Origin of the sequence: Austwickia chelonae, assembly GCF_003391095.1 — a bacterium.
Classification (GTDB): domain Bacteria; phylum Actinomycetota; class Actinomycetes; order Actinomycetales; family Dermatophilaceae; genus Austwickia; species Austwickia chelonae_A.
This window is the reverse complement of sequence record NZ_CP031447.1, coordinates 2,581,794-2,607,126: the sequence shown is the minus strand read 5'-3', so window position 1 is coordinate 2,607,126 and position 25,333 is coordinate 2,581,794. Positions and strand designations below refer to the sequence as shown.

Annotated in this window: 23 protein-coding genes and 3 tRNA genes; 20 read left to right on the top strand and 6 right to left on the bottom strand. The window is 64.3% G+C overall.

The annotated features are described in order from the left end of the window. The first annotated feature begins 1 nt into the window (after position 1). The 11 genes from DX923_RS11505 to DX923_RS11455 all read left to right on the top strand — a co-directional run bounded on the left by DX923_RS11505 (position 2) and on the right by DX923_RS11455 (position 9,726). Complete coding sequence (locus DX923_RS11505; RefSeq protein ID WP_116115055.1) at positions 2 to 883, top strand: OmpA family protein; 882 nt, start codon at positions 2 to 4, stop codon at positions 881 to 883. Between the two features lie 12 nt (positions 884 to 895). Further along, the gene (locus DX923_RS11500) at positions 896 to 1,378 is read left to right on the top strand and encodes a flagellar basal body-associated FliL family protein (protein WP_116115053.1); all 483 of its coding nucleotides are present in this window, start codon (positions 896 to 898) and stop codon (positions 1,376 to 1,378) included. A gap of 73 nt (positions 1,379 to 1,451) precedes the next feature. Continuing rightward, a complete protein-coding gene (gene fliM, locus DX923_RS11495; RefSeq protein WP_116115051.1) occupies positions 1,452 to 2,321 on the top strand; it encodes a flagellar motor switch protein FliM in 870 nt (289 codons plus the stop codon). Positions 2,322 to 2,354: 33 nt separating this feature from the next. Beyond that, positions 2,355 to 3,401, top strand: a complete 1,047-nt coding sequence (fliN, locus tag DX923_RS11490) for a flagellar motor switch protein FliN (protein WP_116115049.1) — start codon at positions 2,355 to 2,357, stop codon at positions 3,399 to 3,401. After that, positions 3,398 to 3,859, top strand: coding sequence for a FliO/MopB family protein (locus DX923_RS11485; protein ID WP_116115047.1), 462 nt, complete (start codon positions 3,398 to 3,400; stop codon positions 3,857 to 3,859). The genes fliN and DX923_RS11485 overlap by 4 nt, the downstream gene beginning before the upstream one ends. Before the next feature lie 151 nt (positions 3,860 to 4,010). Continuing rightward, positions 4,011 to 4,808, top strand: a complete 798-nt coding sequence (gene fliP / locus DX923_RS11480) for a flagellar type III secretion system pore protein FliP (protein WP_116116300.1) — start codon at positions 4,011 to 4,013, stop codon at positions 4,806 to 4,808. A 10-nt stretch (positions 4,809 to 4,818) separates the two neighbouring features. Then, positions 4,819 to 5,091 carry a flagellar biosynthesis protein FliQ gene (gene fliQ, locus DX923_RS11475; protein WP_116115045.1) on the top strand — a complete coding sequence of 91 codons (273 nt, stop codon included), beginning with the start codon at positions 4,819 to 4,821 and terminating at the stop codon, positions 5,089 to 5,091. Continuing rightward, positions 5,088 to 5,882: a flagellar biosynthetic protein FliR gene (locus DX923_RS11470; protein WP_116115043.1), complete on the top strand. Its 795-nt coding sequence runs from the start codon at positions 5,088 to 5,090 to the stop codon at positions 5,880 to 5,882. The genes fliQ and DX923_RS11470 overlap by 4 nt, the downstream gene beginning before the upstream one ends. A gap of 6 nt (positions 5,883 to 5,888) precedes the next feature. After that, positions 5,889 to 7,088 carry an EscU/YscU/HrcU family type III secretion system export apparatus switch protein gene (locus tag DX923_RS11465; protein WP_116116299.1) on the top strand — a complete coding sequence of 400 codons (1,200 nt, stop codon included), beginning with the start codon at positions 5,889 to 5,891 and terminating at the stop codon, positions 7,086 to 7,088. Positions 7,089 to 7,160: 72 nt separating this feature from the next. Next, positions 7,161 to 9,209, top strand: a complete 2,049-nt coding sequence (flhA, locus tag DX923_RS11460) for a flagellar biosynthesis protein FlhA (RefSeq protein ID WP_116115041.1) — start codon at positions 7,161 to 7,163, stop codon at positions 9,207 to 9,209. Continuing rightward, on the top strand, positions 9,184 to 9,726 hold the full coding sequence (locus DX923_RS11455; protein ID WP_116115039.1) for a hypothetical protein: 543 nt from the start codon (positions 9,184 to 9,186) through the stop codon (positions 9,724 to 9,726). Before flhA ends, DX923_RS11455 begins: the two co-directional genes overlap by 26 nt. 74 nt (positions 9,727 to 9,800) lie before the next feature. Here the strand turns inward: DX923_RS11455 and DX923_RS11450 are convergent, their stop codons facing one another. Then, positions 9,801 to 10,439, bottom strand: a complete 639-nt coding sequence (locus DX923_RS11450) for a GntR family transcriptional regulator (RefSeq protein ID WP_240322612.1) — start codon at positions 10,437 to 10,439, stop codon at positions 9,801 to 9,803. A 367-nt stretch (positions 10,440 to 10,806) separates the two neighbouring features. After that, positions 10,807 to 12,384, bottom strand: coding sequence for an alpha/beta hydrolase (locus DX923_RS11445; protein ID WP_116115035.1), 1,578 nt, complete (start codon positions 12,382 to 12,384; stop codon positions 10,807 to 10,809). Between the two features lie 293 nt (positions 12,385 to 12,677). Here DX923_RS11445 and DX923_RS11440 point away from each other — a divergent pair, with 293 nt between their 5' ends. Next, entirely contained in the window at positions 12,678 to 12,977 is a 300-nt protein-coding gene (locus DX923_RS11440) for a hypothetical protein (RefSeq protein WP_116115033.1), read from the top strand. Between the two features lie 500 nt (positions 12,978 to 13,477). On the opposite strand, the gene DX923_RS11435 is transcribed toward DX923_RS11440, so the two are convergent. From DX923_RS11435 to DX923_RS11425, 3 genes are all read right to left on the bottom strand, one after another. Next, a tRNA-Phe gene (locus DX923_RS11435) sits at positions 13,478 to 13,554 on the bottom strand. Positions 13,555 to 13,566: 12 nt separating this feature from the next. Continuing rightward, positions 13,567 to 13,640, bottom strand: a tRNA-Asp gene (locus DX923_RS11430). Positions 13,641 to 13,676: 36 nt separating this feature from the next. Further along, positions 13,677 to 13,749, bottom strand: a tRNA-Glu gene (locus DX923_RS11425). Positions 13,750 to 14,132: 383 nt separating this feature from the next. Here DX923_RS11425 and glyA point away from each other — a divergent pair. From glyA to DX923_RS11380, 8 genes are all read left to right on the top strand, one after another. Further along, positions 14,133 to 15,407, top strand: coding sequence for a serine hydroxymethyltransferase (glyA, locus tag DX923_RS11415; protein ID WP_116115029.1), 1,275 nt, complete (start codon positions 14,133 to 14,135; stop codon positions 15,405 to 15,407). Between the two features lie 208 nt (positions 15,408 to 15,615). After that, the gene (locus DX923_RS11410) at positions 15,616 to 16,989 is read left to right on the top strand and encodes an L-serine ammonia-lyase (protein ID WP_116115027.1); all 1,374 of its coding nucleotides are present in this window, start codon (positions 15,616 to 15,618) and stop codon (positions 16,987 to 16,989) included. 88 nt (positions 16,990 to 17,077) lie between these two features. Next, positions 17,078 to 17,800 (top strand): hypothetical protein, encoded by a 723-nt coding sequence (locus DX923_RS11405; RefSeq protein ID WP_116115025.1) that lies wholly within the window; start codon positions 17,078 to 17,080, stop codon positions 17,798 to 17,800. A gap of 30 nt (positions 17,801 to 17,830) precedes the next feature. Next, entirely contained in the window at positions 17,831 to 18,496 is a 666-nt protein-coding gene (locus tag DX923_RS11400) for a histidine phosphatase family protein (RefSeq protein WP_116115023.1), read from the top strand. Positions 18,497 to 18,652: 156 nt separating this feature from the next. Next, positions 18,653 to 19,972 carry a CitMHS family transporter gene (locus DX923_RS11395; RefSeq protein WP_116115021.1) on the top strand — a complete coding sequence of 440 codons (1,320 nt, stop codon included), beginning with the start codon at positions 18,653 to 18,655 and terminating at the stop codon, positions 19,970 to 19,972. A 161-nt stretch (positions 19,973 to 20,133) separates the two neighbouring features. Continuing rightward, the gene (locus DX923_RS11390; RefSeq protein ID WP_116115019.1) at positions 20,134 to 21,708 is read left to right on the top strand and encodes a sodium:solute symporter family transporter; all 1,575 of its coding nucleotides are present in this window, start codon (positions 20,134 to 20,136) and stop codon (positions 21,706 to 21,708) included. A 3-nt stretch (positions 21,709 to 21,711) separates the two neighbouring features. Then, positions 21,712 to 22,875, top strand: a complete 1,164-nt coding sequence (locus tag DX923_RS11385) for an aminotransferase class I/II-fold pyridoxal phosphate-dependent enzyme (RefSeq protein WP_116115017.1) — start codon at positions 21,712 to 21,714, stop codon at positions 22,873 to 22,875. A 77-nt stretch (positions 22,876 to 22,952) separates the two neighbouring features. Beyond that, the gene (locus DX923_RS11380; RefSeq protein ID WP_116115015.1) at positions 22,953 to 24,083 is read left to right on the top strand and encodes an 8-amino-7-oxononanoate synthase; all 1,131 of its coding nucleotides are present in this window, start codon (positions 22,953 to 22,955) and stop codon (positions 24,081 to 24,083) included. Here DX923_RS11380 and DX923_RS11375 read toward each other — a convergent pair. After that, positions 24,073 to 25,293, bottom strand: coding sequence for an AMP-binding protein (locus DX923_RS11375; RefSeq protein WP_116115013.1), 1,221 nt, complete (start codon positions 25,291 to 25,293; stop codon positions 24,073 to 24,075). The genes DX923_RS11380 and DX923_RS11375 overlap by 11 nt on opposite strands. Positions 25,294 to 25,333 lie beyond the last annotated feature (40 nt).

The following is a 25,333-nucleotide window of genomic DNA, read 5'->3' as shown; positions in this document are numbered from 1 at the left end:
CATGGCGAGGAAGAAGAAAGCACCCGAGCCGGAGCCCCACGCCAATCACGAGCGATGGATGATCTCCTACGCCGACATGCTCACCCTGCTCCTGGCCCTGTTCATCGTGATGTTCGCGGTCAGCAAGGTCGACCAGGCCAAGTTCCTCCAGTTCGCCCAGGGCGCCAACCAGGCCTTCGGCGGTTCCGGATCGGTCGTCCTGAACGGTCAGGGCGGCAGCAACGCCGGCTCCGACGGGATCATGAAGGCGCAGAAGCCGCCCAACCCCGACGGTGCCCAGCAGCTCGATCCGCAGAAGGCCGCCCAGATGATCGCCGCCGAGCAGGCTCGTCAGAAGGCTCAGACCGATCAGAAGGATCGTCTGGAGCAGCTCAAGAAGCAGATCGACCAGGAGCTGTCCGGCAAAGGTCTGAAGGATGCCGTGCAGATGAATGTCGACGAGCGCGGCCTGGTGGTCAACATCATCACCGACAAGGTGCTCTTCGAGACAGGACAAGCCGCATTGCGGCCAGCCGGGACCCAAGTCCTCGACCTGATCGCGCCGACGATCAAGAACCTGCCGAATCGGCTCACCGTGGAAGGTCATACGGACAATGTGCCGATCCGCAGCGGAGCCTTCCGATCGAACTGGGAACTCTCCCAGGCCCGGGCGGCGAGCGTCCTGCAACGCCTCATCGCCGATGGTCTCCCCGAGACCAGGGTTGCTCTGGCCGCTTACGGCGAGCAGCGTCCGATCGACACGAATGACACCGAACAGGGGCGTTCCCGCAACCGTCGGGTCGCTGTCGTGGTCCTGGCCGATGTGGCGCAGCCCTTGACGCCGTCGACCCCTATCGCTTCACCCTTACCGGTCACCTCGCCAAGCGGAACCCCTTCCCACTAGGAGCTGGAGAATATGTCAAAGGATCAGGACGCCACCCCTGCCGAGGGTGGAGCTGCCAAGGGCGGCGGCAAGAAGATGATCATCATCATTGCGGTGACGGCCCTGGTGGTGATGGCTGCTGCCGGGCTCGTCTTCAAGATGGTGTTGGGCCCGAAAGAGCCGCCGAAGGATCTGACGAAGGAACCCGGCGCGGTCGTGGCCTTGCCCGAAGACATGACATTGAACCTCTCCGACGGCAAATACCTGAAGATGAAGCTGGCTCTGCAGCTCTCCGAGGACGCCACGCAGAAGGCCGGCGGGGAGAAGGCCTTGAAGGCCTTCGACGGCTCGAAAGCAAGGGATGCCGCGATCGGGATCCTGGGACATTACACGATGGATCAGCTCCTGAAACCGGAGAACAAGGAGAAGGCCCAGGAGACGTTGACCAAAGAGGTCAAGGAACGCTACGAGGGCAAGGTCATCAAGGTCTACTTCACTGATTTCGTGATGCAGTGAGGCCACCGGTGGAGACGCGTTCGGTCGGCGTAATCGACTCAGATACAGCCATTTCGAGCCGATCAGAGGCATCGTGAACGGCAGCACCCCAGCCCTCTACGACTTTCGCAGTCCGAGCCGGTTCAGTCGCGAACAGGTTCGTGCCCTGCAGATGGTCAACGAGACCTTCGCCCGGCAGATGGCGACGGTGCTGTCGACGACCCTGCGGATCGTCGGACATTCCGCGTTGAACAACGTCGAGCAGGTCACCTACGACAACTACTCGAGCAATCTGCCCAATCCGTCCTTGCTGGCGGTCGTCGAGTTCACCCCGATGGGTGGCGACGGCGTCTTCCAGATGCCGATGAATGTCGTGATGAGCATCATCGACCGCTTGTTGGGCGGTCCTGGCACCGACGAACAGCCCAGTCGAGCTCTGTCGGACATCGAAGCGGGACTGATCCGCAATCTGGTGCAACGGATCGTGCGGGAACTGACCTATGCCTTCGACACTCTGGCTCCGGTGAAAGCGACCGTGCAATCTCTGGAGTCCGATGTGCAGTTGTTGCAGCTGGCTCCGCCTCAGGACCCGATGGTGGTCTCCGATTTCGAGATCCGGATCGGTGACCTGGTCTCGTCGGCGACCTTGTGCATGCCGGTCTCGACGGTGGCACCCGTCCTGGACGTCCTCAAGGCCAAGCCGCAGGAACTGACCGGTCCGCAGGCGGCTGCGGCCAAAGCCCTGAACGAGCGCATGCACGAGGTCCCGGTGGTCGTGACCGTGGCTTTCGAACCGATCCAGCTGACCAGCAGCGAAGTGCTCGACCTACAGGTCGGTGACGTCCTGCCGCTGAGGCATCCCACCAACCAGCCGTTGACCCTTTCCGCGGACGGGGTCCCGGTCGGCACCGCTGTCCCCGGAAGCCACGGCAGCCGACTGGCCTGCCAGATCATCGCTGTCTGATCCCCGCCCGCCTCTGCCGTGAAGGAATCGCAGATGTCCTCCCTGAACGAAGAACTCGACACCGCCCTGATGGCTGCGGCCGGGGTGCTGCCGAGCCACTTCGCCGATTCGGCCGAGCTCACCCTGGAGCCGTTGTCAGCCATTCAGGCGACGACCCTGTCCCTGCCCGGCGGCGCCTACGGCATCGAATGCGTGGTCAAGGACGCCGGTGAGGTCGGTACGGTCATCCTGATCGTGACGGGACTGGTCGACCACGCTACCGGTGAGATCCTGGACCGGAGCGAAGCCCGCACCAAGTGGACCGAGGCCTTGAGCCAGGCCCTCACAGCACTGCAGGAACCCCTGGGCGCTTTCAAAGCCGGTCAGATCCACATGACCGACGCCTTCGACGCCTTGGACAAGGCCGACGAGTGCAATGTCGTCGGCCTGTTCCGGGGGCAGACCCTGGCCGCCTTGTTGATGACCCTGCCGGCGAAGTCCACCGGGCAGGGTGCTGCGGCCCAGCTGGCTGCGGCGATCCAGGCCGCCGAGGCCGAAGCCGCGGACGAAGAAGCAGGATCCGACGAGGACGGTCCGTCGGAGGACACCGGCGCGGAAGCTACCGGGCAGACAGCCGCACCGGCGGCCGAGACCGAATCGGCAGCGGCCGCAGCCGGCACGGCCCCCGGGGGCGGCGCACCGGCCGGTGCGATGCCTGGCGGCGACCCAGGGCAGCAAGGGGTCTACGTGCCTCCGCCGCCGCGTGACCCACACGGCCCGGCTGATGCTCCTTCGATGACTCTGGCCCCGTTGACCGGAGCTTTCACCTATTCGGTGGATCCACGACGGATCGACCTGCTGCGGGACGTCATGATGGGCGTCAGCGTCGAGCTGGGCCGGACCCGGATGCCGGTACAACAGATCCTCGGGCTCATCCCCGGCTCGATCATCGAACTGGACCGGGCAGCCGGTGCCCCGGTCGACGTCCTGGTCAACGGCAAGCTGATCGCCCACGGCGAGGTCGTCGTCGTCGACGAGGAGTTCGCCGTCCGAATCAGCGAGATCTGCAGCCCGGAGGGCGAGGGGCGGGTCAGCGCGTGAACGACGCATCAGCCGTCGTCCTCTTCCTCCGCATGGCCCTGTCCTTGGCCGTGGTCCTGGCGTTGATCGTGTGGGCTGCGCGAGTGGTGAACCGGCGGCAGGGTTCGTTGTGGCGTCGCCCCGGCGTACAGGTGCCGATGGTGGTGCTCAACAGGATCGGCCTTTCCCGCCATGCGGCGGTGGCGGTGGTGGAGGTCGGCGAGGAGATCCTGGTCCTGGGGGTCACCGACACGGGGATGACCTTGTTGTCCCGGATCGACCCGGAGACCTTGCCCTCGCCGGAGGAGGACACCGGCTCAACGCCCGGGGAACGAGGGCCACTCCAGCCCATCTCTTCCAGCACTCGCAGCGACGGTGCAGTGTTCGCTGAGGCGATGCGGTCAGCAGCCGGGGCACTGGCCCGTCGCAGTGGTTTCGCCGGGTCAGGTCGAGACGGAGGGGACGGACGTCATGGATGACCTCGAGGTTCACGCCGGTCGCAGCGCGTCCCGGCGAACCTTCTTCCGGTGGGTTTTCGCAGGGGCAGCCGGCGTGGCTCTCGTCGTGGGGGCCCCGGTAGCGGCTGCGCAGGCGGTTCCGGCTCAGACTGCGCTCGCTGTTGTCTCGTCCGTGTCTTCGTCGTCGGCGGTCACTGCCTCGATGACCGGGACGCCGGTAGGTGCTGTTCCTGCGTCGGTGATGCTGCCGGGGTTGTTGCCCGCACCGGATCCGGTCGTGCCGACCCCGACCCCACCGGCACGGCCCGGTGAGGTGAAGGTCTCCGTCGACGGCGGTGCTGCGGGCCGTAACCAAGTGGTGCAGATCATCCTGTTGATGACGATCCTGTCGGTGGCGCCGTCGGTGCTGCTGTTGTGCACCTCGTTCGCGAAGATCGCCGTGGTGCTCTCGTTGACCCGTAACGCCCTGGGAACTCCGACGATCCCGCCGAACCAGGTCCTGGCAGGTCTGGCGCTCTTCTTGAGTCTGTTCGTGATGTCTCCGGTGCTGTCCCAGATGAACGAGAAGGGTCTGCAGCCGTATCTGAACAATCAGATCGAGCTGAATGTGGCGGTGGAGAGGGGCGGGGAGCCGCTGAAGCTCTTCATGGCCGAGCACACCGGTGACATGGAGTTGCAGACCATGATCAAGATGAGCCGGTCCGAGCAGCCGAAGAACAAGGCGGACACCGATTTCAAGACCTTGATCCCGGCTTTCGTGCTTTCCGAGCTGAAGAGCGCTTTCATCATCGGTTTCGTGATTTTCATCCCCTTCTTGGTGATCGACCTGGTGGTCGGCTCGGTCCTGATGAGTATGGGCATGATGATGCTGCCCCCGGTGATGATTTCGTTGCCCTTCAAACTGTTGCTCTTCGTCATGGTCGACGGGTGGTCCTTGATCACGACGACCTTGATCACGAGTTATCGATAGGGGCCGGGCGATGACCGACAATCAGGTGATGTACCTGGGGGTCCAGGCGATGTATCTGGGCGCGAAGGTCGCCGGCCCGATCCTGTTGGTGACCTTGGTGATCGGTTTTGCGATCTCGTTGATCCAAGCGGTCACACAGGTGCAGGAGATGACGTTGACCTTCGTGCCGAAGGTGATCGCGGTGGCTTTCGTCCTGCTTCTGCTGGGCAACTGGATGATGGGGGAGATGGTCTCCTTCACCCGGCAGATCGTCCTCGACCTTCCGGCGATGTTGAAGACATGACCGGGTCGGCCCCGATGGCCTTGGACGTCTCGGCGCCCTACGACCTGTTGATCTCGCATCTGCTGGTCATGGTCCGTGTACTCGCTTTCCTGGTGGTGGCGCCGCCGTTCAACGCGAGGACGGTGCCGATGCGGGTGAAGGGTGCGATGGCGATGGCGATCTCCTTGGCGATCGCGCCGACCGTCGCCGGAGGCGCCACCTTCACCGAGATGTCCTCCTTGGTGTGGGCGGCGGCGTATCACTTCTTGACCGGCGCTTTCATGGGTTTCACCGCGTTGATGTTCTTCTCCGCGGTGCAGGCCGCAGGCGACCTGGTCGACCTGTTCAGCATGTTCACGATGAGCCAGCTGCTCGACCCGATGTCGAATACGCAGAGTGGTGTGTTCGGTCGGATCGAGTACCTGATCGGGACGACGTTGTTGGTGGCTTCAGGCGGTCATCTGGTGATGATGCGGGGGTTGTTGACCTCGTTCCACCTGGCTCCGGTCCATCCTCCGCAGTGGGGTGAGGTCGCGCAGATGGCGGCGGCGAATCTGAGCACTTTTTTTGTCGCGGCGATGGAGATCTCCGGGCCGATCGTGGTGGTGCTGGTGTTGGCGGACCTGTCGTTGGGTCTGGTCAGCAGGGCGGTGCCGAGTCTGAACATCTTCCAGTTGGCTTTCCCGGTGAAGACGGTGTTGACGGTGGCCCTGGCCAGTGTCGCGGTCTCCTTGCTGCCGAATGCGGTGTCGATGCTGGTCGGACGGGTGGTCGAGGAGATGATCCCGATCGATCGTTTCTTCGGGGGGTGAGTGGCCGTGGCGGAGGACAAGCACAGTAAAACCGAGAAGCCCACCCCGAAGCGTCGTAAGGAGGCCAAGGACGAGGGCAATGTCCCGAAGACGCAGGACTTGTCGGCGTGGCTGACGGTTCTGGCCTTCGTTGCTCTGGGCCCGTACACGGTCGGTTCGTTGAAAGGGGTCTTCACGGGGTTGTTCCGCGACGGGGAAGCCTTGATGAAGCACCCTGACGTCCTGCAGTTGGAGCCGGTGTTGCTCTCGGCGATGTGGGGTTTCGCGAAGACGGTGGGGCCGATTGCTTTCGCCTGCATGTTCCTGGGGGTGATGGGGCATGTCGTGCAGGGTGGACTCTCGGTGTCGTCCAAACGTTTCAAGCCGAAGTGGAAGAAGCTGAACCCTGGCCCGGGTCTGAAGAACATGTTCGGGATGCAGGGCATGTGGACCTTGGCGAAGACGCTGATCAAGTTCGTGGTCTTCGGGACGGTTGCCTACATGGTGATGACGGGCGTGGTCACCTCGATCACGGGCACCGGGGCCTGGTCCTTGTCGAGCGTGGTCTCGGTGGGCACGAATTCGGCGATGACGATCCTGCGGATGATCGCGGTCACCGGTTTGGTGATCGCGGCGGTCGACTGGATCGTGGAGAAACGCCGCATCGAGAAGTCCTTGATGATGACGAAGGACGAGATCAAACGGGAATCGAAGATGCAGGAGGGTGATCCGCATCTGAAGGGTGCGATCAAGGCGAAACAGCGGGAGATGGGGCGTCGTCGCATGATGGCCGCGGTGGGAGAGTCCACCGTGGTCATGGCGAACCCGAGCCATGTGGCGGTGGCCCTGTCGTACGAGACGGGCGGCGGTGCCCCCAAGGTGGTGGCGAAAGGGGCCGGCCATCTGGCATTGCGTATCCGTGAGGAGGCACAGGCTCACGACGTCCCGATCGTGCGCGATCCGATCACGACCCGCATGTTGTACAAGCTGTGCGAAGTGGATCAGGTGATTCCTCCGGATCTGTACGACGCCATCGCCCAGGTCATCGCGTTCGTCTTCTATCTCGATGAGATGGGCAGGGCTTCGGGTGAGCATGACAGCCCGGTGGAGAACCCTTACGGCGAGGATCTTCCGGACGATCTCACCGATGCTGCGCTGGGTATCAAGGACCTTTCCGCGGAGGAGGAACCGGACGTGGGAGCGAACCGTGGGGGCTCTCAGATCTGACGGGCTGGTGCCGAATGGCAGGAGGTCAGCCGCCGGTGGGTCGTGGACGACCGTCTCCCCTCGTGAGGTCATGTGAAGTCGAACCGTTTAGCTCAGGTCGGCGTACCGGCGCTCATCATCGGGATCGTCGTGATGATGGTCGTGCCGATGCCGGCGCTGCTGCTCGACCTGCTGCTGGTCTTCAACATCACGTTGTCGATCCTGATCATGCTGGTGAGCTTGGCGGTGACGAAACCTCTGGATTTCGCGATCTTCCCGGCCTTGTTGTTGATCGCGACCTTGTTCCGGCTGGCGATGAACCTGGCAGCGACGCGGCTGGTCCTGTTGGACGGGTATGCAGGCAAGGTCATCGAGTCCTTCGGGCACTTCGTGGTCGGTGGTTCGCTCGTTGTCGGCATGGTCATCTTCGTGATCCTGATGGTGATCCAGTTCGTGGTCATCACCAACGGTGCCGGTCGGGTCGCCGAGGTCGCTGCCCGGTTCACCTTGGACGCGATGCCCGGTAAGCAGATGGCCGTGGACGCCGACCTGAACTCGGGGCTGATCGACGAGGACGAGGCCCGGCGTCGACGTAAGGAAGTCGCCGCCGAAGCGGACTTCTACGGTGCGATGGACGGCGCGTCGAAGTTCGTGAAGGGTGATGCCATCGCCGCAATCGTGATCACCTTGGTGAACTTGATCGGTGGTCTGATCATCGGCGTCATGCAGCGGGGGATGGCCATCGGCGACGCGGTGTCCACCTATTCGTTGTTGTCGATCGGCGACGGTCTGGTCTCGCAGATCCCCGCGCTGCTGCTGTCGATCTCCACCGGTCTGATCGTGACTCGAGCGACTACCGAGAACGACATGGGCACCGATCTGTTGTCCCAGTTCGCCAGACAGCGGCAGGCGATCATCCTGGCCGGTGGCGCGGTGATTGCGGTCGGTCTAGTTCCCGGGCTGCCCAAATTGCCCTTCCTGGTGATCGGTGGTCTGGCCGTATTGGTGGGATTGAGGCTGACTGACGCGTCGAAGGAACCCGAGCAGGTCGCCGTGGAACAGGATCTTCCTCGGGAGCCGCAGAAGGACAGTCCGATGGCGATCGCGCAGGACATGCGGGTGGAGCCCTTGGAGCTGGAACTGGCCTACGATCTCATCGATCTGGTGGACACCTCTTCCGGCGGTGACCTGCTGGACCGGGTTCGGGCGCTGCGTCGCAAACTGGCCCAGGAGATCGGCATCGTGGTGCCCTTGGTGCGCACCCGGGACAACCTGGATCTGCCACCGCGGCATTACGCCATCCGGGTGCACGGCGTCGAGGTCGCCCGCGGTCAGGCCCCGGCGGGCATGGTTCTGGCGATCGGTGACGAGTTGGAGGGCCTGCCGGGCATGGTCACCAAGGAGCCGGTTTTCGGGCTGGACGCCAAATGGGTGCCGGCCGAGCTGCGTGAGCATGTGGCGCTGGCCAATGCCACGGTGGTTGACCGCTCGTCGGTGGTGACCACGCACATGGCCGAGGTGGTGCGCACGTATGCGGCGCAGCTCTTGGGCCGCGAGGACGTGAAGATGCTGGTCGACATGGTCAAGCAGGACCACCCGGCGGTCATCGAGGAGTTGACTCCGCAACCGTTGACCTTGGGCGAGATCCAACGGACCTTGCAGGCTTTGCTGGACGAGCGGGTGTGCATCCGCGACTTGGTGCGCATCTTCGAGGCGATGTCCTTGCGGGCGAAGGCGAGCACCGATTCGGACGGGCTGGTGGAGGCCGCCCGGAGCGCGTTGGGCGCGGCGATCGCGATGGCGCACGCTTCGGACGGACGCCTACCGGTGATCACCTTCGACCCGATGTTGGAGCAGCGGTTGTTGGAGTGTCTGCGAGCCGGGGATACCGGGATGTTCCTGATGCTCGACCCGGTGCTCTCCGAGCACCTGGCGTTGGAAGCAGGACGGATCGCCGCCGAGAGCGAAGCAGCGGGTGACCCGGCGGTGCTGGTGTGTGCCCAGCCGTTGCGGCTTCCGGTGCGCCGTCTGGTGGAGGCCACGTCGCCTCGGCTTCCGGTGCTCTCCTATGCCGAACTGGGTGGCCAGCTCACCCTGATCACTGCAGGGGTGGTGAATGTCCAGGAAGTCACGGCAGCCTGACCCGAAGGGGTCGGCGGACGGTAAGAAGAAGCGCGGCCGTCGGGGTCGCAAGGATGAGGACCAGGTGGCGCGTGCGCAACTGGTCGTGGATCCGGGCCCGCAGGGGGTGCCGTTCGCGGTGGTGGTCGTCGTGGCCGCGCTGATGTCTTTGCCGACGGTGTCGATGTACATGTCGGGTGGTGTGCGTTTCGACGCGATGATGGTGCGGATTTTGGCGGCATTGGCGGTTTCTTGGCTGCTGTCCAATCTGGTTTATGCCGTCTTCGAGTCGATGCGACCGAAAGAGGTCAAGGCGGTGGTGGAGTTGCCGCCGGAGCAGGCTTTCGACGTGATGACGGGGCAGGCGCCGAATCCGTTGACCGGCACGGTGGTCGGGGAGGGGCATCAGTTGCAGGATCCGTATGCCCTGGACCCGGTGGAGTCTCCTGCGCCGATCCCGCCGGTGGAACAGGCCGGGTCGGTGGGGCCGCTGGACGAGCCTCCGGCGGCAGGGGGCCAGAGCAGCCCGGCGGCATGAGGCCGGTGGGGGGAAAGGGGGGTGGGGCCCGGCGCTGCGCGCCGGGCCCCACCCCCCTTTCCCGGACGTGCTGTTCAGCGGCGCCGGGTGGATTCGCGGCGGCTGGCTCGCATGCGGGCACGGACGATGCCCAAGGCAGGGTCGAGGTCACCTTTTTCGAGGAACCGGACGAGTCGTTGGTGTTCTTCTACGATGTCGTCCAGGTCGACCGGCAATTTATGCGAGGTGGTCATGGTGATTCTTTTCTGGCGGTCGCGGAGCGCCGCATAAAGTCCGGTGAGGTGTGCATTCTGGGCGGCAGCGACGATGGCTAGATGGAAGTTCGCGTCGGCTGCAGTGAATGCGGGGAGGTCTTTTGCGCGGGAGTGTCGTGACTGTTCGGTGACGTTCTCCCAGAGAGAGTCGACCAATTCTTGAGGTGCTCGATCACTTTCAGTGAGTAGTTTGGTGATGGCGAAGGTCTCGATGAGTTCTCGGGCTTCGGAGACCGATGTGGCCTCATTGGGCGAGATGGGGACGACGACAGCGCCTCTCTTGGGATAGAGCTCGAGGAATCCCTCTGCCTGTAGCCGGAGGAAAGCTTCTCGTACGGGAGTTCGGCTGACTCCGAGCGCTGTGGAGACCTGGCCTTCGGTGATGATGTCACCGCCGCCGAGCCTGCCGTCGATGATGCGCTCTCGCGTGTCGTGATAAGCACGATCGGTGGCCGACATGTGTCGGTTCATACTTCCCCTCTCGTACCTCGACCGTCCGCGCCCCATACCTTGAGCCGTTGATTCAACCGGTCTGTCAAGATTTTATCGATAGATACGACGGTAGCTTTTTCGGAACCCTTCCGCAATTCAGGCACGGACTGGTAGGGTTTTTGACCTTGAACGCTTGACCTGTTTTGATGCCCGTGTATTTTATTTATTTGTTATGGACTGTCGTTCGACTTGATGGATTGCTGAGAAGATAACGCTGGGGTCATTTCTATTTTGTCGTGGGCTGCGCTGCGGTGTTTTCTTCGGACGGTGGGCCTGGCCGCCTGGGTAGCTGCAACCCGGCCGTCTGGGCCGGGGGAGGAGTCCGGGGTCGTGCTCAACAATCGGTTCGGCGTTTTTCGGGTGCTTTTCCGTTGAGCAGATAGTCGTCGACAGCAGCGTCCACGCACTGGCTCCTGCTCGGGTAGACGGTGTGGCCGTCTCCGTCGTGGCGGATGTGTCGGGACTGTTCCAGCTGATCGGCGAGCCTCTCGGACCATTCGTAGGGGGTCGCCGGGTCGCGGGTGGTGCCGATCACCACGATCGGGTTGCTGCCGCTGGCGGTGACTCGTCGCGGTTGCAGTTTGGGTGCGGCCGGCCAGTTGGCGCAGAACGAGGTGTCGGCCATCATGAGCCCCCAGAGGGGCGAGGATGTGGTGAATTCCAATGACTGGGAGGCCTGTTCCGAGGGCAATAGTTTTGGGGTGGGCCGGTCCAGGCAGTCGACGGCGCGTAGCGCCTGGCTCGAGTTGTTCAAATACCGACCGTCCTGCCGCTCGAGGGAGTCGGCGGCGATCCGGAAGAGTTCTGTGCCATCGCCTTTGTCGGCTTTGTGTGCCGCTTCGGTCAGGGGATCCCACGAATCCTTGGAGTAGAGAGAAGCCATGATCGCGACGGTGGCCCACCCTTCGGTGAGTTTTTTCACGCGAGGGTCGCCTTCGACCGGGAGCGGTTGAGCTTCGACCTTGTAGATGAACTGGCGCAGCATGCTGTAGGACGCGCTGGGGCTGGTCCCGAAGGGGCAATCGGCTTGAGCGACGCAGTGCGCGAGATAGGCCTTGGTCGCTTTCTCGAATCCTTGGGTTTGGCCGAGGGCCAGCTCTTTGGTAGTCAGGTCGGGCGGGACTGCGCCGTCGAGGATGAAACGTCCGACATATTTCGGGAAGAGGTCGGCGTAGATGCTGCCGAGAAAGGTGCCATAGGAGAAGCCCAGGTAGTCCATCTGTTTTTCACCCATGACAGCTCGGGCGATGTCCATGTCCTTGGCCACGTCGAGGGTTGAGATGTGGCGGAACAGCTGGGGGTTTTTACGCTGACAGGATTCTCCGAAAAGTCCTGGGATTGCGTCTGCGACGGTTTTCTCGCTACTGCTGTCCGGGGTGGGGTCGCTCCCGTGCATGAAGTCCAGGTCGTCGTCCCCCACACAGATGAGTGGGTTGGACTGACCTACTCCGCGAGGATCTACCCCGACGACGTCGTAGATCTCGCGTATAGGCGAAGTGACTGCGTATTTAGCGTCTTTGGCGAGATCGACGGCGCTTCCACCGGGGCCCCCGGGGTTGACGAAAAGGGTACGGCTGGCTTTGCCGGTGGCAGGCGCTTTTCGGGCGCGAAGTTTCAGGGTCTCCCCGTCAGGTTTGTCATGGTCGAGTGGTACTTCGATCCATGTGCATTCGTGGTCATCGCATTTCTCCCAGGACAGCGACTGCGAGTAGAACTTGGCGAGTTTTTCGTACCCGGGCGGAGGCGCCAAAGGGCGTTTGTGTTCCGGGGTGGAGGCGTCACCGTCCATCATCCCGGGAAGGAAGGACGCCGGGACGCATCCTGCGGCGGTCAGGGTGAGCGCGGTGACGGCAGCGAGGGCCTTGGCGACTCGTCTGGTCCTGCTGGTCGAACTGGCTGGGCTTCGGCTCACGACATACTCTCCTGGGGCGATGATTCCGCAGTTGAGAGTACCTTTAACTAGGCTTTCTTCCTGTCTTGTCCTGCGTCTCTAGCGAACTGGCGTAGAGCGACCGTCATACTGCTGCAAACGGCGCGGGGTGCGGTGAAGAGGCATGTTCTCATGGGTGGGTGGCGGGAGATTTTGCCGACAGGTGTTGGCGACCGGCTTGAGTCCAGGTATCTCAGACGTAGGGGAAGAGCCTGTTCGGCCTGGTTTCCGTGGTTTGGCTGGTTCGCATCAGGATCGATCTAGAGGAGAGAAGTATGTCAGGCGTCATCGTTATTTCCAGGCCAAAGAATCAGTGGTCGAATCGTTTTCGCAAGTTCGACTTGTGGCTTAACGGCGAATGTGTCGGCAAGATCGGCGCGGGGAAGAGTGTGGAGTTGACTGTTCCCTCGGGAGGATTTCGCCTTTGCGCGAAAATCGACTGGTGTGGTTCTCCTGAAATCCTCGGTGAGGTCGAAGACGGTGCCGTGAAAAAATTTGAGGTGAAGAACGGGAGGACTCTGATCGCGCTTTTCACTGGGAAGAATGATAAGTACTTGGATTTGCGTGAAATCTGAGGGAGCCTCAGGCCGCGAGTGACCGAGATGTGCTGATCATCTCGTGACCGGGCGTGTTCGTTTCGGTGGATTCTGCTGGACGCGCAGGCCCTCGCTCTGTGGCCACCTGCACCATCCGTGTCATGAAGGTGCGCGCCGCCTTGTGGGTAGGGCGACGCGCACCTCAGGGGGTAAAAGTTCAGTCATTTAGTATCCTTTTTCGCTCTCGCCCTTACTCCCAAAATGAAAACTGCAAATCCTGAAATTCCCGAGGCGACCGTCGTCCAGTAAAAAATAGATTCAGATTGCTGGGAGGCGGAGCTCGGTGTTCCTGCGGCACCCACAAGAACAGGCTTGATTTCGTATGCACCTCGCGTACGACGAGACCTTCCCCGTCAAAGAGCACGACCGCAGAACAGTCTCGAACAGTCGTGACCAGCCCACGGCGCCGCTCGTGTAGCCTGGAAGGCGAGGGAAATGAAAAATCCCCAGCGCCAACCGAAGCTGACCTGGGGTTTTCGTGGTGGCCAGGGGCGGGGTCGAACCGCCGACCTTCCGATTTTCAGTCGGACGCTCGTACCAACTGAGCTACCTGGCCTTGCATCATGAGCGACCCCGACCGGGCTCGAACCGGCGACCTCCGCCGTGACAGGGCGGCGCGCTAACCAACTGCGCTACGGGGCCTCGTAAAGAGGGTACTGCTTGATCTTACTTACTGCGTATCCCCAACGGGATTCGAACCCGTGCTACCGCCGTGAAAGGGCGGGGTCCTAGGCCGCTAGACGATGGGGACCTTATGCGGTTTTACATCTGTCCGCACAGAGCCCGCCGGCGTCTTGCGAGCCGCGCTCGGTTCCGTCGAGGACGTTCGAAAGCATATGCGACAGTTGACCGAAACTCCAAAGCGAGATGGTCATAGCGCTTTGACCTGCGGTTTCGCAGGATGCTTCTGGGGCTTGAGGGGCCGGTTGGCGCCTGACTCAGTGGCCAAGACGTCGAAAATTTCTTCACGAACGCCCGACTTGGCCCTCGAGAAGCTGCCGGAGTCCGTCTCAGGGCCTTGCCCTTTGCACCCCGTACCGGCATCGGCCCCGTCGCCCGGGCACGTGGCCACCGGTCGTCGACGCGTCCCCTGTACCCCGACACCGACCCTTCCGGACATGCGAGGATTCGCCTATGAATCTCCTGAACTCGCCGCTCACCGCTGTCGACCCCGAGATCGCCGCCGCCCTCGACGCGGAGCGCGACCGCCAGGAGACGACGCTGGAGATGATCGCCTCGGAGAACTTCGCACCGGTCGCCGTGATGCAGGCCCAGGGCTCCGTCGCCACCAACAAGTACGCAGAGGGCTACCCCGGACGTCGTTACTACGGTGGCTGCGAACACGTCGACGTGGTCGAGCAGCTGGCCATCGACCGGCTCAAGAGCCTCTTCGGCGCCGAATACGCGAATGTGCAGCCCCACTCGGGCGCCCAGGCCAATACCGCCGTCTACTTCGCCCTGCTGCAGCCCGGTGACACGATCCTCGGCCTCGATCTCGCCCACGGCGGTCACCTGACGCACGGTATGCGCATCAACTACAGCGGCAAGCTGTTCGAGGTCGCCGCCTATCACGTCGACGAGACCGGGCGGGTCGACATGGCCGAGGTCGAACGGCTCGCGAAGACCCACCACCCGAAGATGATCATCGCCGGATGGTCTGCTTACCCCCGCCAGCTCGACTTCGCTGAATTCCGCCGTATCGCCGACGAGGTCGGCGCCTACCTGATGGTCGACATGGCGCACTTCGCGGGCCTGGTCGCCGCCGGGCTGCACCCCAACCCGGTGCCGCACGCCCATATCGTGACCACCACCACCCACAAGACCCTGTGCGGGCCCCGAGGCGGCGTCATCATGACCAATGACGCCGACATCGCCAAGCGGATCAACTCCGCGGTCTTCCCCGGCCTGCAGGGCGGCCCACTCGAGCACGTCATCGCGGCGAAGGCCGTGGCCTTCAAGGTCGCCGCCGCCCCCGAGTTCGCCGAACGTCAGCAGCGCACCCTCGACGGGGCCCGCATCCTCGCCGAACGGCTCTCCCAGCCCGACATGGCCGCACTCGGGGTGAAGGTGCTCTCCGGGGGCACCGACGTCCACCTGGTCCTCGTCGACCTGCGTGACAGCGAACTCGACGGCAAACAGGGCGAGGACCAGCTCCACCGCATCGGTATCACCGTCAACCGGAACGCGATCCCCAACGACCCGCGCCCGCCGATGGTCACCTCCGGGCTGCGGATCGGCACCCCGGCCCTGGCCACCCGTGGGCTCCAGGAGGAGGACTTCCACGAGGTCGCCGACATCATCGCCGGAGCACTGCACCCCCAGCTCGGCGACGACGAAGCCGCATCCTTGCGCAAGCGCGTCGAAGCCATCGCCGTCAAATACCCGCTCTACCCCTCCCTGAGCGCCTGACCTGACGAAAACTTCGGCCGCCCAAGTCTCCTCGACAAGGGCGGCCGAAGCCCGCTCCAGGCGGACAGATATGCCTTTTCACCTGCACGATCCTGACTCCCAGCACGCGCCCGGACAGGGCCAGGGGTCCCGGACGATCAAGGGTGAATCGGACTACCCTTGAAAGGGCCGCGGTAAGTGATCGCGGGTACCTAGAGGGGCAAATGTCATGGCGTTGAGCGTGTTCGACCTGTTCTCCATCGGGGTCGGCCCGTCGAGTTCACACACGGTGGGTCCGATGCGGGCCGCCGGTTACTTCCAACAGGCCCTGGCCAAGGACGACCGGATGGCCAAGGTGAGCAGGGTGCAGGTCGACCTGTACGGAAGTCTCGCCGCCACGGCACGCGGCCACGGCACCGACACCGCCGTCATCCTCGGCCTGCTCGGCGAGATCCCCGAAGAGGTCGCGCCCCGGGCCGTCTCCGCCAAGGTCGACCTGGTCCGCACCGGTCGCCGGATGAGCTTGTACGGGCAGAAGGAACTCTCCTTCGACATGGACACCGACCTGGTGCTCCACCCGCTGACCACCCTGGAAGCCCACCCCAACGGGCTCACCTTCACCGCCTTCGACGCCGACGGCGTCCAACTCACCGAACGCACCTACTACTCCGTCGGAGGCGGCTTCGTCGTCGACGGACGGGTCTACGGCCACGAGAAGGTCGTCGCCGACGAGACACCGGTGCCCTACCCCTTCCGCACCGGCGCACAGATGATGGCGCAGGCCGCCGAATCGGGCCTTTCCATCGCCCGCATGGTCTGGGAGAACGAACGCTCCTGGCGCAGCGAAGAAGAGATCCGCACCGGTCTGCTCCAGATCTGGCAGGTCATGCAGGACTGCGTCGCCAACGGGCTCGTCACCGAAGGAATCCTCCCCGGAGGCCTGCACGTACGCCGCCGCGCACCCGAGCTGGCGGTGCGTCTACGACTCGAAGCCGACAGCAACGACCCCATGCGCGGTATGGACTGGGTCACCCTGTGGGCGCTCGCGGTCAACGAGGAGAACGCCGCCGGTGGGCGGGTCGTCACCGCTCCCACCAATGGCGCCTCCGGCATCATCCCGGCGGTGCTGCACTACTACCGCACCTTCGTACCCGGCGCCGACGACGAAGGCGTCATCCGGTTCCTGCTGGTCGCCGGGGCCGTCGGCATGATCTACAAGGAGAACGCCTCGATCTCCGGTGCCGAGGTGGGTTGCCAGGGCGAGGTCGGCTCGGCCTGCTCGATGGCTGCCGCCGGTATGGCCGCGGTCCTGGGCGGAACTCCGGCACAGATCGAGAATGCGGCCGAGATCGGCATGGAGCACAACCTCGGCCTGACCTGTGACCCGATCGGTGGTCTGGTGCAGATCCCCTGCATCGAACGCAATGCCATTGCCTCGGTGAAAGCGATCGCTGCCGCCCGGACCGCGCTGCGTGGAGACGGTATGCACCTGGTCAGCCTGGACAAGGTGGTGGCCACCATGCGAGAGACCGGTAAGGACATGCAGGACAAGTACAAGGAGACCGCGCGCGGCGGTCTGGCCGTCAACATCATCGAGTGCTGACCTCGGACGAAGGCCATGCCGTCGTGGAAGGGCCGTCGGCTCTGTCACGATGGCATGGCCCTGTCGTCGGTTTCGGAGATCCCAGCCCATGAAGTTTCACCGCCCAGCCACTGCCCTCGTCGGAGCGTTGTTGTGTTGCTCCCTGTCCGCCTGTGTCGGCGGGCTGCCCGGGAGCTCCGACGAGACGAAGGAGCCCGCAGGTTCGGCCTCCTCCGCGCCTGGGCAGCCAGCGGTGGACGCGCTGCTCACCCAGGCCGGTAACGCCGCTCGTTCGGCGAGTTCAGTGCGCATCAGCGGAGAACTCAGCAATGAGGGCGAGCAGATGCGTCTGGAAGTGGCCGGCATGGTCGACGGCACGAACCGGAAGTCTTCGGTGAAGCAGAAAGGCCAATGGGTCGAAGTGCTCACCGTGGGCAAGAAGACCTGGGTCAAACCTCTCGATCAGGCCACGGCGACCGCGATGGGTCTGCCCGCAGCCGTCGTCGGCAAATATCTGGAAGCGCCGACCTCCCAAGGCTCAGAGGTCGAAGGCATGGATGCCCGTAAGCTCTTGGAACATTTCACCTCACCTGGCCCAGAACAGATCAGCAAAGCGGCCGCCACCTTGACCCAGGGCTCTGAACAGGGGCGTTCCACCTGGGTGGTCACCCAGAAGGTGCCCGACGGTGAAGCGAAGATCGTCGTCTCGGCTGACGGCAAGGGCGAGCTGTTGCACATCTCGTCGCCCAAATTGGGCACCATCTCCTTCTCCATGTGGAATGCCGTCCCGGCGTTCCCCGCTCCGACGGCAGGTCAGATCTACCAGAAGTGATCTCGGCGGAACAGATGCGAGGATGACGACATGCGCCTCCTCTTGATCCGACACGGTCAGACCTCCTCCAACGTGATCCACGCCCTGGACACGGCCGTCCCGGGGGCCTCACTCACCGAGCTGGGTCGACAGCAGGCAGCAGCTGTTCCGGCGGCCTTGGCGGGGGAGAAGGTGGACGCTTTGTACGTCACCACCCTGGTGCGCACCCAGCAGACGGCGGCACCGCTGGCCCAGGAGCGAGGGCTCGTCGCACGCATCCATCCCGGGTTCCGGGAGGTCAGCGCCGGTGATCTGGAGATGCGCACCGACGAGGACGCCATGTTGTCCTATGTCGAGACCGTCTTCTCCTGGCCGTCCGATCCGATCCGGCGGATACCTGGCGGGGAGAACGGGCACGAGGTCATGGAACGGTGTGACGGGTTGGTTCGGGAAGCTGCCCAGGAAGGGCTGCAGGACGTGGCCGTGGTCGCCCATGGTGCGGTCATCCGCGCCTATGCCGCAGCACGAGCCCATAACGTCGACGCCGAGTTCGCGGCGCAGCGGTGGCTGCGGAACACCGGCCTGGTCGTCCTCGAAGGGGAGCCGGCTCGCGGATGGGAGATGACCCGCTGGTTGGAGCATCCTCTCGGCGGCGAACATCTCGACGGCGAAGCACCTGCAGACCCGGCCGGAGCACCGGAATCCGCCCTGGAATGATCGTGGTCCTCACCTCAGCGCACGCTGGCTGAAGGGAGGACGACGCCTGCACAGTCCCCGCCAGGAGACGCAGGATGTCGCGCCATAAGACATCCGCCGAAACCTGGACCCCTTCTTCGATGTCCTGTGTCTCGGCGCAGCCTAGAAGGAGGAGCGATGGGGCTCGCCGGGTGGGGACTGATCATCGTCGCGGTGTTCATGACCCTGATCATGACGAAACGGACATCGCCGTTCACGGCTCTCGTGCTGTCACCGATCGCGGTGGCGGCGATAGCAGGGTTCGCCGATGTCATCGGTAAGCACGCTCTGACCGGGATCAAGGGTGTGGCACCGACCGCGGTGATGCTGCTCTTCGCGATCCTCTACTTCGGATTGATGATCACTGCAGGACTTTTCGATCCCTTGGTGCATTGGATCCTGCGGATCGTCAAGGGCGACCCGTTGAAGGTACTGGTGGGGACGGCCGTCCTGGCTTCAGCGGTGTCGGTGGACGGAGACGGCTCCACGACCACGATGATCGTGTGCTCGGCGATGATCCCGGTCTACCGCAGGCTCGGGATGAAGATGATGGACCTGGCCGTGCTGGTGATCCTGTCGAACTCGATCATGAACCTGCTGCCCTGGGGCGGGCCCACCGCACGCATCATCGCGGCGTTGAAGGTCGACGAGGGAGAACTGCTGCGGCGGATCCTGCCGGGGATGATCCTGGCCACCGTCTGGGTGCTGGCGGTGGCGGTGATCCGGGGCCGGGCCGAACGCCGTCGGTTGGGCATCGTGGAGCTCACCGACGAGGAGATCAACGCCCTGTCGCCGGCTGCGGGTAGCGAGGACCAGGACCTGAAGCGTCCGCGGTTGATCTGGTTCAACCTGACCCTCACCGCGGTGCTGATGATCTTCCTGGTGTTGGGCGGCATCGGGCCGGTCCCCAAGGTCGCCTCAGCGGTGATCTTCCAGGTCGGTTTCGCGGTCGCGCTGCTCATCAACTACGGCAAGTTGGCCGATCAGCGTCGGATCGTGGAGATCCACGGCGCGAATGCTATGCACGTCATCATCATGGTGCTGGCCGCAGGCATCTTCATGGGCATCCTGAATGGCACGGGAATGTCCGATGCGATGGGCCGCTCCTTGGCGACCGCCATCCCCGAATCGATGGGCGGGCACTGGGGGTTGGTGACCGCCTTGGCTTCGGTGCCAGGCACTTTCCTCCTGTCCAATGACGCCTTCTACCTCGGTGTCCTGCCGATCCTGGCCCAGGCCGGACAGACTTACGGTTTCAGCGCCTTGGACATCGGGGTCGCCTCCACCACCGGGCAGGCCTTCCACCTGTTGAGCCCCTTGGTGGGTTTCATCTACCTTCTTCTGCATCTGACCGGGGTGGACATGGGTGCCTGGCAACGAAAGTCAGCACTGTGGGCAACCGGCACCTTCGTGATCTTCCTGGGGAGCATCGCGGTCTTCGGTGGAGTGTCGCTGTGACTTCCACAGCAGGTCTGAATGGTGGATATTGACGTGCCTGATGAATACATATGCAAGCATGAGACGTCCGTTGCCGGAGTCGACGGACGCGCGACAGATATCGCGGACGACGGACCCACCCCGGTGAATCCGGTGGTCGGGCAAGGTTGGCAGGAGCGGCCATGAGCTTGGCGCCCTTGGACTATGTGGTCATCGCGGTCTACGGACTGGCGATGCTCGGAATCGGTCTCTACTCGGTGACGATCGCCCGAGGACGCGACGATTACCTCCTCGCCGGACGACGATTGGGCTTCCCGCTCTTCTTCGGATGCATGGCGGCGATGGCTGTCGGGGGCGCGGTCACCGTCGGCGGCGCCAAGAAGGGCTATGAAGCGGGCATCGCCGGCCTGTGGATCGGTGGCAGCCTGGGCCTTGGGCTCATCATGCTGGGTCTGCTCATCACCTCGAAGCTCTCCCGGATGCGGGCGTTGTCGATCAATGAAGTGATCGAACGCAACTACGGCGTTTACGCACGCGTCCTGGGCGCGCTGCTCACGATCATCTACACGGTTGCGCTGACCGTCGTCCAGGTCATCGCCATCGGTGACATCCTGGCCGGTATCTTCAGCTGGGATCTCAAGGTCGCCATGTTGGTCGGCGGTTCGGTGGTGGTCTTCTACACCTTCCTCGGCGGCATGTGGGCGGTCACCTTGACCGACATCGTGCAATTCGTGATCAAGACCTTGGGCATCATGATCCTGGTGCCGATCTTCGTCCTGGCCAGCCCGAAGGTCGGTGGCCTCTCCGGAATGATGGAGAAGCTTCCGGCCTCCCACTGGGACCCCTTCGCGCTCGGCTTCGACGGCACCCTCTACTGGGTGCTGCTCTACGTGCCCGGCCTGGTGATCGGCCAGGACATCTGGCAGCGCATGTTCACCGCCCGCAACGAGAAGATCGCCCGTACGGGGACGATCATCGCCGGGGTCTACTCCATCGCTTACGGCCTGGCCGCCGTGCTCCTCGGCATGGCCGTCCTCGCTGCCGGAACGCAGCTGGGCAAGAAACAGACCGGGCAAGCGTTCTCCGAGGGCGTCATGATGTTCCTGCCCCAAGGACTGGCGGGCCTGCTGCTGGCCGCAGCGATGGCCGCTGCCATGTCCGTGGCCTCCGGGACGATCCTGGCCTGTTCGACCGTGGTCTACAACGACATCTTCCTGCGCTTCGTCCGTCATGAACGCGACGCCGCAGTCGCCGCAGCTGCCGACGACCGCGAAGCCCTGAGCACCTCTGCCATTGAACGCGAGCACGAAGGTGACGCCGGCGACATCTGGATCAACCGGGGGATCGCCTTCGTCATCGGACTGGTCGTGATCGGTCTGGCCATGGTCATCGAGAACATCTTCGGCGCGCTCGACCTCGCCTACGGCTTCCTCTCCGGATGCGTGTTCATCCCGGTCATCGCCACCTTCTTCCTGCGCAAGGTCAGCCCGAAGGCGGGGCTCATCTCGCTCGGGTTGAGCTTCTGCGGTGTCGCCGGCTCCATGATCTTCGGTGAATCCGGGAAAGCTGCCATGATCTTCGGGGCAGAAGAAGGCGTCAAGTGGGCCATCGGTGGCAACTACCCGATCATGGTCGGCATGGCCATCGGCCTGGTCGTCTACACCGTCTTCACGGTGACCGACCGCAACAAGATCACGCCGAACCTGAGGGTCGACGAGATCGCGAAGGACAATGCACCTGCGAAGACCGAGGCTTGACCAGTGAGTGAACGTTTCATCTCGTCGCGTTACAGCGGCGTCCCCTCGACCCCGATGAGCAGCTCCGTCGAACGGGCCCGCCGATTCGACGACATCATCAACTTCAGCCTGGGCGACCCCGAGCTGACCACCGACCCGCGCATCATCGACGCGGCAGCAGCCGATGCCCACGCCGGTCACACCCACTACACCGACACCTACGGCGACCCCGAGCTGCGCGCCGAGATCCTCCGCTTCTACGAGGAGGAATACGGCCACCGTCACGACCCCGCCGGAGTGATGGTGACCACCTCGGCCTGCCACGGTATGTGGCTGGCCCTGGAAGCGATCCTCGACGACGGGGACGAGGTCGTCGTCGTCGCCCCCTACTTCACCCCCTACCCTCACCAGGTCCGCCTCGCCAGAGGCGTCCCCGTGATCCTGGAGACCTCCGCCAAGGACGGCTACCAAGTGCAGCCGCAGGCGCTGGAAGCGGCGATCACCGAACGCACCCGCGCGATCATCCTCAACACCCCCTCCAACCCGACCGGGGCCTGCCTCACCCGGGAGACCGAAGAAGCCATCGCCGAGATCGCCGAACGCCACGACCTCGTGGTGATCGCCGACGAGATCTACACGGTCTTCAGCTACCAGGAGCCCTTCCGCCCCTTCGTCACGATCCCCGGCACAGCCGAACGCACCATCACCCTCAACTCGATGTCCAAGGACTTCGTGATGACCGGATGGCGGCTCGGCTACGCGCTTGCCCCCGCGGAGATCGCCCGAGTGATGAAGGACGTCAACGAGAACGCCGTCTTCACCGCGCCTTCGGTCTCCCAACGCGCAGCCCTGCACGCCCTCCGACTGCGCCACGAGATCCAGCCACCCATCCGGGAGCATTACCGTTCCCGCGTGATGCACGCCTACCGGCGGGTGCGCGGCACTTCCCGGATGACCTGCCTGGAACCCCAAGGCAGCATCTACCTGTGGGTCGACATCTCCGCCACCGGGCTGAGCAGCGTCGAGGTCGCCGACCGCATCCTCGAGGAAGCACATGTGCTGACTCTCCCCGGGGTGGCTTTCGGCGACTGCGGCGAAGGACATCTGCGCCTGGCGATGACCGTCGACGAGCAACGCATCGACGAGGCCTTCGACCGCATCGGACGGATGTCGATCTTCCAGGAATAACTCGGCCGGCCGGGGCGCTACGAGATCCGTGACGCCCCGTCCGCCACAGCGTGCGCAGCGACCGGCAGGATGGACCTGTGTCGACCTCACACAGCTCTCTCCTCGACCGTCTGAACACCGCCGCTCAGGAACGCACCCGGCTCGGTCTGTGCCGGGCGACGAGGGTTCCGCAGACCCAGCTCCGGCTCGACCTGGCCGGAAATGACTATCTGGGCCTGCTCGACCACCCCCAGGTCGTGGAACAGGCCGTGGCCGCCGCCCAAAGCTACGGCGGTGGTGCCGGAGCCTCCCGGGTCGTCACCGGGACCTGCCCGCTGCACCAGCAGCTGGAGGACGAACTGGCCGTCCTGACCGGAGCGCCCTCGGCTCTGGTGTTCTCCACCGGATATCACGCCAATCTCGCGGCGGTCACCGCGCTCGCCGATCGGGAGACGCTGATCGTCTCCGATGCCCATGTGCACGCTTCGTTGGTCGACGGTTGTCGGTTGTCCCGTGGCCAGGTCGTCATCAGCAGGCACAACGACCCAGGACATGTCCGTGAGCTGCTCGCCGAGCGCGTGCTGCCTCATGCCTTGGTCGTCGTCGAGTCGGTGTACTCCGTCTACGGGGATGCCGCACCATTGGCCGAACTCGTGGAGATCACCGCCGAGCACGGGGCTGCACTCCTGGTGGACGAGGCGCATGGCCTGGGCGTCGTCGGAGAGCACGGCGAAGGGGCCTTGGCGGCGGCGGGGTTGGCCGGGCACGATCACGTCGTCCTGTCCGGGACGTTGTCCAAGTCCTTGGCTGCTCAAGGTGGTCTGGTCGCTGGCCACACGGCGGTCCGTGAGCATCTGGTGAACACGGCTCGACCCTTCATCTACGACACCGGCTTGGCGCCCGCGGCTGCTGGCGCCGCTCTAGGCGCACTTCAGGTGCTGCGTGAGGAGCCAGGGCTGCCGGGGCGTTGCCGGGGGAACGCTGCCGTAGTGGCGGAGGCCTTGGGCGTGCCGGCTCCGGCAGGTGGGGTGCTTTCCTCTCCGATGCCAGGGCCGCAGGAGGCGGTGGAGGCGGTGGAACGGGCTGCACGACGGGGTCTTCGGATCGGCTGTTTCCGTCCTCCGTCGACTCCGGACGGCGGCTCGTGGCTACGTCTGACCGCTCATGCCTCGCACAGCGTCGAGGAGATGGAATGGGCAGTCCAGGTGCTGCAGGAGATCAGAGGCTGAGGGCGCCTGAGGCCAGCCAACGGCGGGCCTGTGCCCGGTCGGGTTTGCCCGGGCCGGTGGTCGGGATGGCCTCGACCTCAACGACGACCTTCGGCAGCGCATGGGCCGGTAGGTGGTCGGCCAGTGCGGCGCGGAGTTCGCCGTGGGAGGGGGTGTTCTCTCCGGGGGATGCGGCGACGAGGAGAGCTACGGCCTCGCCCCATTCGGGGTCGGGGATGCCCACGGCGAGGACGTCGCGGAGGCCTGGAGGTTTGATTCGGGCCACTGCGTCCTCGACGACCGTGGGCGCGACTTTGAGCCCTCCGGTGTTGATGAGGTCGTCGAGTCGTCCGAGGACCCGCAGCCGTCCGTCGGAGTCGAGCTGTCCGTGGTCGTGGGTGCGGAACCAGCGCATCCCGGTCTGGTCGGTGGTGAATTCGGCGTCGTGTTCGGGGCGGTCGAGATAGCCCAGGGCCACCATGTCCCCGCCGAGGACGATCCGTCCGCTGGCCTTCTGCTGGGTTGTTCTTCCGATGTCGTCGTTCGCTGGGAGCGGGTCGAGGTGGAGGTGGGCGCCGGGGAGAGGCAGCCCGTCGTAGACGCAGCCGCCTGCGGTCTCGCTGAGTCCGTACCCCTCCAGGATGCGGATGCCGTGGGCTTCGGCGGCTTCACGGTCGGCAGGCGGGAGCGGGGCGGCGCCGACGAGGATGCGGGTGTACTCCCGTGCGGCGGCGAGGCCTTCGGCGCTGGCCATGACGCGGCGTAGCTGGGTCGGGACGAGGGTGGTGTAGTGCCTGTCTGCGCGGGGGTCGAGTTCGCGGGTGGCCGCCACGAACCGGGCTGCGTCGAAATGGCCCGCTGGTAGGGGGACGGGCCGGAAGCCGGCGTGGAGGGAACGCAGGATGACGCACAGCCCGGTGATGTGGGACGGGGGGACGGCGAGCATCCATTGTCCGGGTCCGCCGCCGACGTCGTGGACCCCGGTGCGTCCCATCCGCAGGGCGGAGGCGGGCAGGAGCGCAGGTTTGGGGGTGCCGGTGGTTCCGGAGGTCCCGATGACCACGGCGGCCTGGGCAGGCACCGTCGGAGTCCGTTCCGGGTCGATGATGCCTGCGGTGGCGATGGCGGGCCCGGAGCCGTCGAGAGCGCGGTGGAGGACGTCCAGATCGGCGACGACCTCGGCGGTGGAGGCGCCGATCGGTGGCCAGGCGATGACGGGGCGGGTGCTCACATCGTTCAGGGTAACTCTGGCCTTGAACGATGTTCAGGCA